Genomic DNA, 14,323 nt, shown 5'->3' with positions numbered 1-14,323 from the left:
GGGGCGAACGAACCATGTGTCAGTCAGCTTGCGAAGCGGGCGGCCGTCCGGAGGATCCACGGTCGTCTGCGCGACTCGCGGTCCTGGCCGGTCTCCCCCTGTGATGCCCCGAACGGCTTGCGGTCACCCAACCGATACGGCACCGAAACGATATCCCCGAGTGCCATGTTTGGGGAGGGTTCACGGCACTCAGTGCCATGCAGTGACGAAGGACACCGTCCGTACGGCAAGATGACCGGGTGACCGACCGCGACGACGTCCCTTTCGATCTGGCCTCGATGCGCAAGCAGTACCGGGCCGAGGGGCTCTCCGAGACCGAGCTGGCCGCCTCGCCCGTCGAGCAGTTCGCGCGCTGGTTCAAGCAGGCCGCGACAGACGGCGGGCTGTTCGAGCCGAACGCCATGATCGTCTCGACGGCCGACGCCGAGGGGCGGACGAGCGCCCGTACGGTGCTGCTGAAGCACTTCGACGTGCAGGGCTTCGTCTTCTACACGAACTACGACTCCCGCAAGGCCCGTGACCTGTCGGAGAACCCGTACGTCTCGCTGCTGTTCCCCTGGCACCCGATGGCCCGGCAGGTCATCGTGGCCGGGGTCGCCCGGCGCACCGGCCGGGACGAGACGGCCGCGTACTTCCGCACCCGGCCGCACGGCTCACAGCTGGGGGCGTGGGCCAGTGCCCAGTCCTCGGTGATCTCCACCCGCGCCGACATCGACGCCGCGTACGCCGAGCTGGCGGCCCGCTACCCGGAGGGCGAGCAGGTGCCGGTGCCGCCGCACTGGGGCGGCTTCAGGGTGGCCCCGCAGACGGTGGAGTTCTGGCAGGGCCGCGAGAACCGGCTGCACGACCGGTTGCGGTACGTGGAGCAGGCGGACGGCAGCTGGCGGGTGGAGCGGCTCAGTCCGTGAGGCTCAGATGCCGATGAGCCGGACTCGGTCGCCGCACAGCCGCGCCATGTCGTCGACGTCGGACGTCAGCACGGCCACTGGGCCCGGCTGCCGCAGTGCCACCTCGGCGACGGTCGCGTCGATCGCGTACCTGTGACCGGGCAGCCCGGCGGCCTTCAGCAGTTCCGCGGACGCTTTCGCGGCGCCCTCGGTCACCGGCTCGACCTTGACGCGGGAGAGCGCCCACTGCAGACGGGGCATGTTCACGCGCGCATGACTGACTTCCACGATGGTGTTGGCGCCGATGACGAAATCGGCGCCCATGGCGTGGAGAACCTGGAACATCGCCAGGATCTTGCGATCCTGGGCGATCCAGGCGGAGAGCCCCTGAGAGTCCAGGACAACCGTCTCGACGTGCTCCGTCACGCCGCGCTCGCCGATCCGCCGGCATCCGCGGTGCCGAAGATCCTGGAGCGGGCCTCGGCCAGCTCCTCCTCGGTGAACGCCCCGTGCTCCTCCTGGTGACGCATCAGGTCGGCACCGAGCAACTGATGCCGCAGCTGGCGTGCCACCGCCTCGGCGACATAGCCGGAGACGTTGTCGGTGAGCTTCCTGAGTTCGGCGACCTGGTCTGTCGGCAGTGTCACCGTGATGCGCGTCGTGTCCGCCACGCTTCGAGCATACCGCGGTATGCACGCTCCGCGTCCGTGCTGCCACCAGCCCCTCAGCCCAGCGACTCCTCCAGCAGCCCCGCCCACTGCGCGACCACCCGTTCCCGGCGGGCCGCGTCGTCCGTGAGGAGGTTGGCGAGGCCCAGGCCGCGGGCCATGTCGAGGAGGCCCTGGACGGTTTCGCGGACGCCGGGGACGGATTCGTCGGCGGACAGCAGGTCGACGGCTATGCGGTGGGTCTCGCGGCCGACGCGGGATTCGAGTTCGGTGACGCGGGGCCGCAGCTGCTCCTCGTTGGACGCGGCGACCCAGAGATGGAGGGCGGCGCGGAACAGCGGCCCGGTGTACAGGTCGACCAGGGCGGCGACGACGGCGTGGCGGTCTCCGGCCGCGCCGTCGGGGAACAGGTCGCGCAGGGCCGTGGAGCGTTCCTCGGCGACGTACTCGACGGCCGCCGTGAAGAGGTCCTCGCGGGTCGGGAAGTGGTGCTGGGCGGCGCCCCGGGAGACGCCGGCGCGTTCGGCGACCACGGAGACGGTGGACCCCGCCCAGCCGTGTTCGGCGAGGCAGGACACGGCGGCTTCGAGGAGCCGCTGCCGGGTGGCCCGGCTGCGGTCCTGCTTGGGGACTCTCTCCGCACGGTCGACCGTGCTCACACCACCCATGCCGGATCCCGTCGTTCGAGGAAGGCCGTCATCCCCTCGCGCGCCTGCGGGGAGGAGAACAGCCGGGCCGAGAGCGCGGTCAGGTCGGCGGCGTCCCGGTCGAAGGCTTCCAGCACCCTAGCCGTGAGCAGCCGTTTCGTCTCGGCCAGGGCGTCGGGGGCGGATCTGCGCAGGCCTTCGAGGATGGGGTCGAGGGCCTTGTCGACATCGCTGTCACAGGTGGTGAGCAGGCCCGTTGCCACGGCCTCGGAGGCTGCGAAGCGTTCGCCGGTGAGGTAGTGGCGGGCCAGGGCGCGGGGGTCGGCGCGGGGCAGGATCGGCAGGGAGATCACGGCCGGGGCGACCCCGATGCGGACCTCCGTGAAGGCGAAGGTGGCGTCCGTGGCGGCGACCGCGATGTCGCAGGCTGCCAAGAGGCCGAGGCCGCCCGCGCGGACGTGGCCGGTGACCCGGGCGACGACCGGCTTGGGCAGCTCGACGATCTGCCGCAGCAGGGCGACCAGCGCCTCGGGCACGGGAGGGTCCTTGAGGTCGGCGCCGGCGCTGAACGTGTTGCCGGTGTGGGTGAGGACGATCGCGCGGACGCCGGTGTCCTCGCCGGCGTCGGTGAGCGCGTCGGCCAGTTCGCCGACGAGGGCCGCCGACAGGGCGTTGCGGTTGTGGGGCGAGTCGAGGGACAGGGTCTCCACGGCACGCGCGCGGGTACGGGTGATCAGCGTCATGCGCTCTCCCTGAGCTGTCGGCGGAGGATCCTGCCGGAGGCCGCGCGGGGGACGCCGACGATGAAGGTGACGTGGCGGATCCGCTTGTAGAGGGCCACGCGCTCGGCGACGTACATCATGATCTCCGCCTCGGTGAGCTCCCCGGCGGACGGCTGGCGGACGACGTAGGCGTGCGGGACCTCGTTTCCGTCGGCGTCGTACCTGCCGATGACGGCGGCGTCGGCGATGCCCGGGTGGGTGAGGAGCAGGGCCTCCGGCTCGGCGGGCGCCACCTGGAAGCCCTTGTACTTGATGAGCTCCTTGACGCGGTCGACGACGAACAGCCAGCCTCCCCCACTTACGGCTTCGCTCGAGCGGGAGGTGCCCCCATCGTCCGCATGGCCCACGTCGCCGGTGTGCAGCCGGCCGTCGGGGTCGATCATCGCGGTGGTGGCGTCGGGGCGGCCGGGGTAGCCCTTCATGATCTGGGGGCCGCGGATGAGGATCTCGCCGGATTCGCCGGCCGGAAGGTCCTTGCCGGGGTCGTCGAGGGGGACGACGCGCATCTCGGTGCCGGCGATGAGCTTGCCGACGGTGCCGGGCGGGGCAGCGGGTGCACGGTGGTGACGGTGGCACCCGCGCGCGTGGCCGCGTAGAAGGCGGTCGGGAAGGCGATGGTGTTGGGGCTGTGCAGGGCGAGGACGTCGCCCTTGCGGACACCGGCCTCGGGCGAGGGCGGCGGCGACGCGCCGGTGGAACCGGTCCACCTGCTCGTACGAGAGGGTGGTGCCGTCGGTGCCGTCGATCAGGGCAGGGGGGTCGCCGAACTCGGCGGCCCGGGCCAGGACCGCGTCATGGATGGGCAGGTCGACGGGCGGGACGTCTGCGTACTCGCTGCGGAACATGGACGGTTCCTCCTCGCGGCGCGGGCCGTCTCAGTACGACTTGGGCAGGCCCAGGGTCTGGTGGGAGACGTAGTTGAGAATCATCTCCCGGCTCACCGGGGCAATACGAGCCACGCGCGCGGCCGTTATCAGCCGGGCCAGGCCGTACTCGCGGGTGAGGCCGTTGCCGCCGAGGGTGTGCACGGCCTGGTCGACCGCCTTCACACAGGCCTCCCCGGCCGCGTACTTCGCCATGTTGGCGGCCTCTCCGGCGCCCATGTCGTCGCCCGCGTCGTAGAGGGCGGCGGCCTTCTGCATCATCAGGCGGGCGAGTTCGAGTTCGATGTGCGCCTGGGCCAGGGGGTGGGCGATGGCCTGGTGGGCGCCGATGGGGGTGTTCCAGACGGTGCGGTCGCGGGCGTACTCGACGGCCTTGGCGAGGGCGTGGCGGCCCATGCCGATCGCGAAGGCGGCGGTCATGATGCGCTCGGGGTTGAGGCCGGCGAAGAGCTGGAGGAGTCCCGCGTCCTCGTCGCCGACCAGGGCGTCGGCGGGCAGCCGTACGTCGTCCAGGACGAGTTCGAACTGCTTCTCCGCGGCGTTCAGTTCCATGTCGATGGGGCGGCGGGTGAAGCCGGGGGTGTCGCGCGGGACGATGAACAGGCACGGCTTGAGGCGGCCGGTGCGGGCGTCCTCGGTGCGGCCGACGATGAGGGTCGCGTCGGCGATGTCCACGCCGGAGACGAAGACCTTGCGGCCGGTGAGGAGCCAGTCGCCGGTGTCCTGGTCGCGGCGGGCCGTGGTGGTGATGCGGTGGCTGTTGGAGCCGGCGTCGGGCTCGGTGATGCCGAAGGCCATGAGGCGGGTGCCGTCGGCCAGGGCGGGGAGCCACTGTTGCTTCTGGGCGTCCGTGCCGAAGCGGGCGATCACCGTGCCGCAGATGGCCGGGGAGACGATCATCATCAGCAGGGGGCAGCCGGCGGCGCCGAGTTCTTCGAGGACGACGGAGAGTTCCGAGATGCCGCCGCCTCCACCGCCATGGGCCTCCGGCAGGTTGACGCCGATGTAGCCGAGCTTGGCCGCGTCGGACCAGAGTTGGGTGGTGTCCCCTTCTCGGCCGTGGCGTTTGCCGAGTGCGGAAACGGCTTCTCGCAGGGCTTTGTGGTCTTCGGTGTCCATGGAGTCCTCCTTCGGGTGCGGGCTCGTCGTGGCTTGTCGCGCGGTTCCTCGCGCCCCTGAGGGGTCCTTTCACTATGAGCGTCCGATCAGGGCGCGTGGTCTGGTGCCGTGCGTCGCAAGGCACCGGGAAGCCCTCGTAGCGGAGCTACCAGGGCTTTTCGGCAACGCGGCGAGGTGCGGTGCCAGGCCGCGCGACCCGGACGGGCATAGTGAAAGGACCCCTAAGGGGTCTCCGTCACCACCGCCAGGAGCGTGCCCGGCTCCACCTGTTGGCCGGGTACGGCGTGCAGAACGGTCAGCGTTCCCGTCGCGGGGGCCGTGATCTTGTGCTGCATCTTCATCGCCTCCAGCCAGAGGAGGGGCTCGCCCGCCTTGACCGGGGCTCCTGCCGTGAGGCCGTCGGCGACGCGGACGACGGTGCCCGGCATGGGGGCCAGGAGGGAGCCGGGGGCGTGCTGGGTGGTGGGGTCGGGGAAACGGGGCAGGGCGGTCAGGGCCGTGGTGTTGACGTAGACCTGGTCGCCGTGGCGGGCGACCTCGTACGTCCGCCGCACCCCGTCCACGTCGAGGATCACGAGCCGCGCGTCGGCGTGCACCACCCGCACCCCGTCCGCCTCCAGGCCCCTGCCGCCGTGCCGGTAGCGGGCCTCGTGCTCCTCGCCCGCCATCAGGTACCGCTTGGTCTGCGGCTGGGAGGGGACGTTGCGCCAGCCGCCGAAGCGGGAGCGGCCGTGGGCGTCGGCGAGGGCGGCGGCGAGCGGGGCGTGCGGGTCGGGGGCCGGTTCGGTCAGCCCGGGCAGGTGGCGGTCGTAGAAGCCGGTGTCCATGCGGGCGGCGGTGAACTCCGGGTGGCGCAGGGAGCGGACCAGGAGGTCGCGGTTGGTGACGGGGCCGTGGATCACCGCGCGGTCGAGGGCTGCGGCCAGCTTGCGGATCGCCTCGGCGCGGGTGGGGGCGTGGGCGACGACCTTCGCGAGCATGGGGTCGTAGTGGACGCCGATGTCGTCGCCGTCCGCGTAGCCGGTGTCCAGGCGCACGGCGTCGGGGACGGCGAGGCGGTGCAGTCGGCCGGTCTGCGGTGCCCAGTCCCTGGCCGGGTCCTCGGCGTAGAGGCGGGCCTCGACGGCGTGGCCCCGCGCGCGTGGGGGGTCGACCGCGAGGGCGTGGCCCTCGGCGACGCGGATCTGCTCGGCGACGAGATCGACCCCGAACACCGCCTCCGTCACGGGGTGTTCCACCTGGAGGCGGGTGTTCATCTCCAGGAAGTGCGCCCGCTCGCCCGCGACGAGGAACTCCACGGTTCCGGCGCCGACGTAGCCCACCGCGCGGGCGGCCCGTACGGCGAGGGCGCGGACCTCCTCGTCGAGCGCCGCGGACAGTCCGGGCGCCGGGGCCTCCTCGATCACCTTCTGGTGACGGCGCTGCAGGGAGCAGTCGCGGGTGCCGAGCGCCCACACCGTGCCGTGCGTGTCGGCCAGCACCTGCACCTCGACGTGCCGGCCGCCCTCCACGTACGGCTCGACGAACACCTCGCCGTCGCCGAAGGCGCTCACGGCCTCGGCCCGGGCGGCGGCCAACTCGGCGTCCAGGTCCGCCAGGTGCCGTACGACGCGCATGCCGCGGCCGCCGCCGCCCGCCGCCGCCTTCACCAGCACCGGCAGATCGGCCTCGGTGACCTCCCGCAGGGGCTCGATGCCCAGCAGCTCCTTGGCGCGCGTCTTGGACGCCATCGCCTCGATCGCCTCCGGGGGCGGCCCGATCCACACCAGACCGGCGTCCCGGACGGCCCGGGCGAAGCCGGCGTTCTCCGAGAGGAAGCCGTAACCGGGGTGCACGGCGTCCGCGCCGGCGGCGAGGGCGGCCTTCACGATCAGGTCGCCGCGCAGATAGGTGTCGGCGGGTGCCGACCCCGGCAGTCGTACGGCGGTGTCGGCCACGCGCGCGTGGAGGGCGTGTGCGTCGGCGTCCGAGTGCACGGCGACCGTCCGGATCCCCGCCTCCCGGCAGGTGCGGACGACACGGCAGGCGATCTCGCCCCGGTTCGCGACAAGAACTGAAGTGATCATTGGCCTCACATCCGGAAGACGCCGAAGCCGCCGCGGGCGCCCTCGTAGGGGGCGGTGTGGATCGCGGACAGGCACAGGCCGAGGACGGTGCGGGTGTCGCGCGGGTCGATGACGCCGTCGTCGTAGAGCCGCCCGGACAGGAACATCGGCAGCGACTCGGACTCGATCTGCTGCTCCACCATGGCGCGCAGCGCGGCGTCCGCCTCGTCGTCGTAGGGCTGCCCCTTCGCGGCGGCCGACTGGCGGGCGACGATCGACAGCACGCCGGCGAGCTGCTGCGGGCCCATGACGGCGGACTTGGCGCTGGGCCAGGCGAAGAGGAAGCGGGGGTCGTAGGCGCGGCCGCACATGCCGTAGTGCCCGGCGCCGTACGACGCCCCCATGAGGACGGAGAGATGCGGCACGCGGCTGTTGCTGACCGCGTTGATCATCATCGCGCCGTGTTTGATGATGCCGCCCTGCTCGTACTCCCTGCCGACCATGTAGCCGGTGGTGTTGTGCAGGAAGAGCAGGGGGATGTCGCGCTGGTTGGCGAGCTGGATGAACTGGGCGGCCTTCTGGGACTCCTCGCTGAACAGGACGCCCTGGGCGTTGGCGAGGATGCCGACCGGATAGCCGTGCAGGGCGGCCCAGCCGGTGGTCAGGCTCGTCCCGTACAGCGGCTTGAACTCGTCGAAGTCGGAGGCGTCGACGATCCGGGCGATGACCTCGCGCGGGTCGAAGGGGCTCTTGAGGTCGCCGGGGACGATGCCCAGCAGCTCCTCCGGGTCGTACTTGGGCGGTTCTGCGGGCCCCGGATCCTCGTACGCCTTGCGGTGGTTGAGGCGGGCGACCACGCGGCGGGCCTGCCGGAGCGCGTCCGGCTCGTCGACGGCGCAGTAGTCGGCGAGGCCCGAGGTGCGGGCGTGCATCTCGGCGCCGCCCAGGGACTCGTCGTCGCTCTCCTCCCCGGTCGCCATCTTCACCAGCGGCGGGCCGCCGAGGAAGACCTTCGCCCGCTCCTTGACCATGATCACGTGGTCGGACATGCCGGGGATGTAGGCGCCGCCGGCGGTGGAGTTGCCGAAGACGACCGCGACGGTCGGGATCCCGGCGGCGGACAGCCGGGTGAGGTCGCGGAAGATGGCGCCGCCGGGGATGAAGATCTCCTTCTGCGACGGCAGGTCGGCGCCGCCGGACTCCACCAGGCTGATGCAGGGCAGCCGGTTGGCGAGGGCGATGTCGTTGGCGCGCAGGGCCTTCTTCAGCGACCAGGGGTTGCTCGCTCCGCCGCGCACGGTCGGGTCGTTGGCGGTGATCAGGCACTCCACGCCCTCCACCACCCCGATCCCGGTGACGAGGGACGCGCCGACGGTGTGGTCGCTGCCCCAGGCGGCCAGCGGGGACAGCTCCAGGAACGGCGTGTCGGGGTCGAGGAGCAGCTCGATGCGCTCACGGGCGAGGAGCTTGCCGCGCTTCCGGTGCCGTGCGACGTACTTCTCGCCGCCGCCCGCGAGGGCCTTGGCGTGCTCGGCGTCGAGTGCGGCGAGCTTGGCGAGCATCTCCTCGCGGGCCGCCCGGTGATCGGGACTGTCGGTATCCAGCGTGGAGTGGAGGATCGTCACTGCTCACCTCCGAGGATTCCCTGACACGGGGCACTCCAACGATGCACCCGACGATGCCCGAAAAGGCGAACATGCGTCCGATGGTTCACCAGTTGCGGTAGTGAGTGCTGAATTGCAGTACGTGTGTGCAGATGTCGTACATACGGTCCATCCATGAAGGTCGCCTGATCCGGGCGAGCGAGGCCGGACGTGCACACGGAGATGCCGACATGGCAGCGGGACAAGCGGGCGGGGCGGGGCCCGCTCGATATACGTACCGCCTGCGCGTGTCGGCCACCGCCCGTGCTGCGCTGCTGGCGGAGTGGGGCCGGTGCCGGTGGATCTGGAACGAGTGCGTGTCGCGCTCGAAGAAAGCCCATGTGGAGGAGGAAGAGTGTGGTCCGGCACGGCTGGACCGGATGCTTACCGAGGCCCGCGCCATCACGCCCTGGCTGGCCGAGGGAGCATCCGTTCCGCAGCAGCAGCTGATCCGGGACTTCGGCAAGTCCCGTGCGAAAGCCCTCAAGGACATCAAGAACCGACTGCCAAAGCGGCTGCGGGCCGGAATGCCGGGCTACAAGAAGAAGCATGAGGCCGATCCGAGTCTGAACTGCACCCGCCGCGGCTTCCGGCTCAAGGACGGCCGATTGCACCTGGCGGGCGGGATCGTTCTTACTGTGGTGTGGTCGCGGGAATTGTCGGCCGAGCCCTCGTCGGTGCGGGTATACCGGAACTGCCTTGGCGACTGGTACGCCTCGTTCGTCGTCCCCGCCTGGATCGAACCGCTGCCTGGAACCGGTCGGGCCATCGGGGTGGACTGGGGGGTGAAGGAGGTCGCGACTACTACCTCGGACGGCCACGACCTGCCCCACCCCGGGCATGGCAAGAAGGCGGAGAAAGAACTGTCCAGGTACGACCGGATGATGGCCCGCCGCAAGCCCGCCAAGGGGCAAGTGGCATCTAAGGGCTATCGGGAGGCGAAGAAGTGGCGGGCGAAGACCTACCGGAAGATCGCCCGGCAGCGGCAGGACGCGGCACGCAAGTGGGCGAAGAAGGTCGTGCGCGATCATGACGCCATTGCGGTCGAGGACTTCCGGCCGAAGTTCCTCGCCAAAACGAGCATGGCGCGCAAGGCAGCGGATGCAGCGATCGGCGCTACGAAGAAGGCTCTGATCGAAATGAGCCGCAAGCACGGACGGGACATCCGCCTCGTCCACCCCGCGCACACCACCATGGAATGCGCATCGTGCGGAGCGAGAACCAAGCACGCACTCCCCCTTTCGGAACGTACTTACACCTGCACCGCGTGCGGATCCGTGTCCCCCCGGGACAAGAACTCTGCTCACGTGATGTTGGTCCGGGCTGGTCTGGCCCCGGCTGGTGTTGAGGGCGTAAGACCTTCTGGAGCGCTGCTCCAAGAGGCCGCCTGAGTCAGAAATTTCCCTGAGGCCGCAAGGGAAAGCAGTCAAAGCAGGGCCTCCGGTATCTCCAGGTGGCGGGAGCGCAGCCATTCGCCGAGGGCCTTGGCCTGCGGATCGAAGCGGTGCTGCGCGGCGACGCCGGCGCCGAGGATCCCCTCGACGACGAAGTTGAGGGCGCGCAGGTTCGGCAGCACGTGCCGTACGACGGTCAGTTCGCGGCTCTCGGGGATCAGCTCCCGGAACCGGTCGGCGGTCAGCTCGTGAGCGAGCCAGCGCCAGGCGTCGTCCGTGCGTGCCCACACCCCGACGTTGGCGTTGCCGCCCTTGTCCCCGCTGCGGGCTCCCGCGACGAGCCCGAGAGGGGCGCGCCGGGTGGGCCCGGGCTCCGGCGGCTGAGGCAGGGATGGCTGCGGCACCGCGTCGAGTACGGCCGTGTCGTGGGCCGGTGGCACGGGGATCCGGCGCCCGTCGTGGAGGACGGCCACATGGTCGACGGAACCATGGGGGACGTACACATCCTCGAAGACCCCATAGGGCGAGCCTTTTCCGGGTGGGGACAGCACATGGAAGCCGGGGTAACTGGCCAGCGCCAGCTCCACGGCCGCCCCGCTCAGCGCCCGCCCGACGGCCCCCTGGTCGGGGTCCCGTACGACGAGCCGCAGCAACGCGCTCGCCGTCTCCTCGGTCGGGGCGTCGGGACGGTCGGTGCGGGCCAGCTCCCAGCGCACGTCGGCGACCTTGCCCAGGGCCGGTTCCAGCTGCTCCCGCACCAGGGCGGCCTTGGCCTCGATGTCGAGGCCGGTGAGCACGAAGACGACCTCGTTGCGGAAGCCGCCGAGCCGGTTGAGTCCGACCTTGAGGGTGGGCGGCGGTGCCTCCCCGCGCACGCCCTCGATCCGCACCCGGTCGGGCCCGTCCTGGCTCAGCCGTACGGTGTCCAGCCGGGCGGTGACGTCCGGACCCGCGTACCGGGCACCGGCCGTCTCGTACAGCAGCTGCGCGGTGACCGTGCCGACGTCGACGAAGCCGCCGGTGCCGGGGTGCTTGGTGATGACGCAGCTGCCGTCCTCGTGCAGCTCGGCGAGCGGGAAGCCGGGGCGGCGGGCGTCGCCGTCCCGGAAGAAGGCGTAGTTGCCGCCGGTGGCCTGTGCCCCGCACTCCAGGACGTGCCCGGCGACCACGGCGCCCGCGAGCCGGTCGTACTCCGTTTCGCTCCACCCGAAGTGGGCGGCGGCGGGCCCGGTGACCAGGGCCGCGTCCGTCACCCGCCCGGTGACGACGACGTCGGCGCCCGCCCGCAGGCACCGCGTGATGCCGAAGCCGCCGAGGTAGGCGTGGGCGGCGAGGGAGCCCGGGTGCGCGGCGGTGAGGTCGTCGCCCGCCACATGGGCGACGCGTACCGGAATGCCCAGCCGGTCGGCCAACCGCCGTACGGCGTCCGCGAGTCCGGCCGGGTTGAGCCCGCCCGCGTTGGTGACGATCCTGACGCCCCGCTCGTGCGCGAGCCCGAGGCACTCCTCCGACTGCCGCAGGAAGGTGCGGGCGTATCCGGCGGCGGGGTCCTTCAGGCGGTCCCGGCCGAGGATCAGCATGGTCAGTTCGGCGAGGTAGTCGCCGGTGAGGACGTCGAGATCGCCGCCGGTGAGCATCTCGCGCATCGCGTCGAAGCGGTCTCCGTAGAAGCCGGAGGCGTTGCCTATGCGCAGGGTCACGAGGCGGACTCCTTCGGCGGGCGTCCGCCGCCCGGCGGCCCGGCGAAGGCCTGCGCGATGTCCAGCCAGCGGCCGGCGTCGGGGCCGTGGGCGCGCAGCGCGAGGTCGGTGCGGTGGGCGCGCTGGGTGACCAGCAGGCAGAAGTCGAGGGCGGTCCCGGTGAGGCGCTGGGCGGCGTCCTCGGGGCCGTACGTCCACAGGTCGCCGGAGGGGGCGCGCAGTTCGACGCGGAAGGGGTCGGCGGGCGGGGTGAGGCCGTGCACGCCGAAGGCGAAGTCACGGGTCCGTACCCCGAGCCAGGCCACATGCCGAAGCCGGTCGGTGGGTGGGCTCACCACACCCAGGGCGTCGGCGACGTCCTGTCCGTGGGCCCAGGTCTCCATCAGCCGGGCCGTCGCCATGGAGGGGGCCGACATGGGCGGGCCGTACCAGGGGAAGCGCGCCCCGGGCGGGGCGGCCCGCAGGGCCCCCTCCAGTGCCGCGCGGCCGCCGCGCCACCGTGCGAGCAGTTCGCCGGGCGGGAGTCGCGCGCCCTCCTCGGCGCCCTCGTCCACGAAGGAGCCGGGCGCGGCGAGGGCCTTCTCGACCAGGGCGTGGAAGCCGTCGGGGTCCGTGACGGCGAGCAGGGCCGAGCGGTCCGTCCAGGCGAGATGGGCGATCTGGTGGGCCACGGTCCAGCCGGGCGCGGGGGTCGCGAGCGACCAGCGCCGCGGGGGCAACCCGGCCACGAGGCGGTCGAGTTCCTCGCTCTCCTCGCGCAGGTCGTCGATCACGGACGTCGGATCGGACACGGGGCGCTCCCCTCGGGGCACGGCGGTGTGCGGGGTGTGGCGTGTGCGGGGTGGTGCGGCACGCGGGGTGGCGCGGCGTGCTGAGGAGCATGGCAGCGGGAACGGAAACAATCAAGCGTGCTTGCATGAAACCTTTGCGGTGGCCGGAAGCGTGCTCTTCGGCGGCGAGATCAATACACTCCGGCTCGCGCTCGTGGGCGTCCTGCCGGCGCCGACCGCGCCGTCGGCCCGGCGGGACCTGCTGCGCCGGGCCGCGAACCCGTCCGGTGCGATGGTGGCCCTGATCGCCGCGGTGTTCGTGATCCCGCTGACGGTCCTCACCGGCTTCGTCGAGGGGCGGTTCGCCACCAACCCGGCGATGACGGTGGTCACCTGGGTGGTCGTCGTGCTCGTCCTGGTGTGGGTGCTGCCGTTCATCGCCTGGGGCGTCGGCCTGGCGCCGCTGCCCGTGCCCGCACGTCCGACATCCACCAGACCATGCCGCCGCTGCTCGCCATGGCGCTGGTGTGGGAGATGACGCTGATCGACCTGTTCACCGCCGGGACCTGTTCAACGGGGCCGGACCGGACAAGGACCGCTCCCCTCGCCGGGCAGGACAGCGGCCGCTTTCCCTCGCCGGGCAGAAAGTGGCCGCTTTCCTTCGCCGGGCAGAAAGTGGCCGCTTCCCTCGCCGGCTGCTCAGCCCTCCAGCCCCGTGCTCTCCAGCGCTGCCCGCTTCTTGCGGCCGCGACCCACCTGGGTGCGCACCGCGCCCATGCTCGCCGCGACGACGAGGGCGATCGCGGCGGCCTCGGCGGCGCTGAGGGCCTGGTCGAGGATGAGGAAGCCGGCCGTCGCGGCGATGGCCGGTTCGAGGCTCATCAGGATCGCGAAGGTGGAGGCGGGCAGGCGGCGCAGGGCGAGGAGTTCGAGGGTGTAGGGCAGCACGGAGGAGAGCAGGGCGACCGCCGCGCCCAGCCCCAGCGTCACCGGGTCGAGCAGTTTGGTCCCCGACTCGGCGATGCCCAGGGGCAGGAACAGCACCGCCCCGACGGCCATGGCCAGGGCCAGCCCGTCCGCCTGCGGGAACCGGCGGCCCGTACGGGCGCTGAAGACGATGTAGGCGGCCCACATGGCGCCCGCGCCCAGGGCGAAGGCCGCTCCTGTGGGGTCGAGCCCGCTGAAGCCTCCCCCGCCGAGGAGGAACACACCGGCGCAGGCGAGCGCCGCCCAGACGACGTTGATCGCGCGGCGGGAGGCGAAGACCGAGAGGGCGAGCGGGCCGAGCACCTCGAGCGTGACCGCCGGGCCCAGCGGGATACGCGCGACGGCCTGGTAGAAGAGGCCGTTCATCGCGGCCATGGTGATGCCGAAGACGACGACCGTGCCCCAGTCGGTGCGCGAGTGGCCGCGCAGGCGCGGGCGGCAGACCAGGAGCAGCACGACGGCCGCGACCAGCAGGCGCAGGGCCACCACCCCGAGGGCGCCCGCCCTGGGCATCAGCGTCACGGCCAGGGCGCCGCCGAACTGCACGGAGATCCCGCCCGCCAGCACCAGGCCCACGGGCCCGAGGGAGCCGAGCCGGCCCGGGCCGGAGCCCGGCGCGGTGGCGTCGGCGGTCGCGGACGGGGCTGGGGAAGGGGCTGGGGTGGCGGTCTCCGGCGTGGTCACGGGCGGTCCTGTGCTTCGGGGGGGGCGGTGTCAGGGGTGTGGCACGTGTGCGGTGCGTGTACCGGGATGCACTCAACGTACATCCCGATGCACTGCACAGTCCAGGGTAATGG

13 protein-coding genes and 1 pseudogene are annotated in these 14,323 nt (G+C 72.0%); 3 read left to right on the top strand and 11 right to left on the bottom strand.

From position 1 onward, the window contains the following. Window positions 1-239 precede the first annotated feature (239 nt). A complete protein-coding gene (pdxH, locus tag HDC93_RS04380; RefSeq protein WP_185007346.1) occupies window positions 240-908 on the top strand; it encodes a pyridoxamine 5'-phosphate oxidase in 669 nt (222 codons plus the stop codon). Window positions 909-911: 3 nt separating this feature from the next. Here pdxH and HDC93_RS04375 read toward each other — a convergent pair whose 3' ends face one another. The 8 genes and pseudogenes from HDC93_RS04375 to HDC93_RS04340 form a co-directional block, all read right to left on the bottom strand. Next, on the bottom strand, window positions 912-1,313 hold the full coding sequence (locus tag HDC93_RS04375) for a DNA-binding protein (RefSeq protein WP_185007344.1): 402 nt from the start codon (window positions 1,311-1,313) through the stop codon (window positions 912-914). Further along, window positions 1,310-1,558: a type II toxin-antitoxin system CcdA family antitoxin gene (locus tag HDC93_RS04370; protein ID WP_031106279.1), complete on the bottom strand. Its 249-nt coding sequence runs from the start codon at window positions 1,556-1,558 to the stop codon at window positions 1,310-1,312. Before HDC93_RS04370 ends, HDC93_RS04375 begins: the two co-directional genes overlap by 4 nt. A gap of 53 nt (window positions 1,559-1,611) precedes the next feature. Next, on the bottom strand, window positions 1,612-2,223 hold the full coding sequence (locus HDC93_RS04365; protein WP_185007342.1) for a TetR/AcrR family transcriptional regulator: 612 nt from the start codon (window positions 2,221-2,223) through the stop codon (window positions 1,612-1,614). Next, on the bottom strand, window positions 2,211-2,945 hold the full coding sequence (locus tag HDC93_RS04360; protein ID WP_185007340.1) for an enoyl-CoA hydratase family protein: 735 nt from the start codon (window positions 2,943-2,945) through the stop codon (window positions 2,211-2,213). Before HDC93_RS04360 ends, HDC93_RS04365 begins: the two co-directional genes overlap by 13 nt. Continuing rightward, window positions 2,942-3,829: pseudogene (locus HDC93_RS04355) on the bottom strand (AMP-binding protein). The gene HDC93_RS04360 and the pseudogene HDC93_RS04355 overlap by 4 nt, the downstream one beginning before the upstream one ends. 30 nt (window positions 3,830-3,859) lie before the next feature. Beyond that, complete coding sequence (locus HDC93_RS04350; protein WP_185007338.1) at window positions 3,860-4,987, bottom strand: acyl-CoA dehydrogenase family protein; 1,128 nt, start codon at window positions 4,985-4,987, stop codon at window positions 3,860-3,862. A gap of 221 nt (window positions 4,988-5,208) precedes the next feature. Next, window positions 5,209-7,053 carry a biotin carboxylase N-terminal domain-containing protein gene (locus HDC93_RS04345; RefSeq protein ID WP_185007336.1) on the bottom strand — a complete coding sequence of 615 codons (1,845 nt, stop codon included), beginning with the start codon at window positions 7,051-7,053 and terminating at the stop codon, window positions 5,209-5,211. Between the two features lie 5 nt (window positions 7,054-7,058). Next, window positions 7,059-8,657, bottom strand: coding sequence for a carboxyl transferase domain-containing protein (locus HDC93_RS04340; RefSeq protein WP_185007334.1), 1,599 nt, complete (start codon window positions 8,655-8,657; stop codon window positions 7,059-7,061). A gap of 209 nt (window positions 8,658-8,866) precedes the next feature. On the opposite strand from HDC93_RS04340, the gene HDC93_RS04335 reads away from it, so the two are divergent. Then, window positions 8,867-10,066, top strand: coding sequence for an RNA-guided endonuclease TnpB family protein (locus HDC93_RS04335; RefSeq protein ID WP_185007332.1), 1,200 nt, complete (start codon window positions 8,867-8,869; stop codon window positions 10,064-10,066). A 35-nt stretch (window positions 10,067-10,101) separates the two neighbouring features. Here the strand turns inward: HDC93_RS04335 and HDC93_RS04330 are convergent, their stop codons facing one another. Then, entirely contained in the window at window positions 10,102-11,769 is a 1,668-nt protein-coding gene (locus tag HDC93_RS04330; protein ID WP_185007330.1) for an acyclic terpene utilization AtuA family protein, read from the bottom strand. Then, window positions 11,766-12,560 (bottom strand): TIGR03084 family metal-binding protein, encoded by a 795-nt coding sequence (locus HDC93_RS04325; RefSeq protein WP_185007328.1) that lies wholly within the window; start codon window positions 12,558-12,560, stop codon window positions 11,766-11,768. The genes HDC93_RS04330 and HDC93_RS04325 overlap by 4 nt, the downstream gene beginning before the upstream one ends. 139 nt (window positions 12,561-12,699) lie before the next feature. On the opposite strand from HDC93_RS04325, the gene HDC93_RS04320 reads away from it, so the two are divergent. Next, a complete protein-coding gene (locus HDC93_RS04320) occupies window positions 12,700-13,077 on the top strand; it encodes a hypothetical protein (RefSeq protein ID WP_185007325.1) in 378 nt (125 codons plus the stop codon). 161 nt (window positions 13,078-13,238) lie between these two features. Here the strand turns inward: HDC93_RS04320 and HDC93_RS04315 are convergent, their stop codons facing one another. Beyond that, window positions 13,239-14,210, bottom strand: coding sequence for a DMT family transporter (locus tag HDC93_RS04315; RefSeq protein WP_185007323.1), 972 nt, complete (start codon window positions 14,208-14,210; stop codon window positions 13,239-13,241). Between the last annotated feature and the right edge of the window lie 113 nt (window positions 14,211-14,323).

This window comes from Streptomyces sp. AK010, assembly GCF_014207295.1.
In the GTDB taxonomy this organism is placed as follows: Bacteria; Actinomycetota; Actinomycetes; order Streptomycetales; family Streptomycetaceae; genus Streptomyces; species Streptomyces massasporeus.
This window is presented reverse-complemented; position numbering and strand designations above follow the sequence as displayed.

Bases quoted from the DNA above. Each gene is read 5' to 3' on its own strand.
- HDC93_RS04365 (WP_185007342.1), bottom strand. From the start codon at position 2,223: ATGGGTGGTGTGAGCACGGTCGACCGTGCGGAGAGAGTCCCCAAGCAG.
- HDC93_RS04360 (WP_185007340.1), bottom strand. From the start codon at position 2,945: ATGACGCTGATCACCCGTACCCGCGCGCGTGCCGTGGAGACCCTGTCC.
- HDC93_RS04350 (WP_185007338.1), bottom strand. From the start codon at position 4,987: ATGGACACCGAAGACCACAAAGCCCTGCGAGAAGCCGTTTCCGCACTC.
- HDC93_RS04345 (WP_185007336.1), bottom strand. From the start codon at position 7,053: ATGATCACTTCAGTTCTTGTCGCGAACCGGGGCGAGATCGCCTGCCGT.
- HDC93_RS04335 (WP_185007332.1), top strand. From the start codon at position 8,867: ATGGCAGCGGGACAAGCGGGCGGGGCGGGGCCCGCTCGATATACGTAC.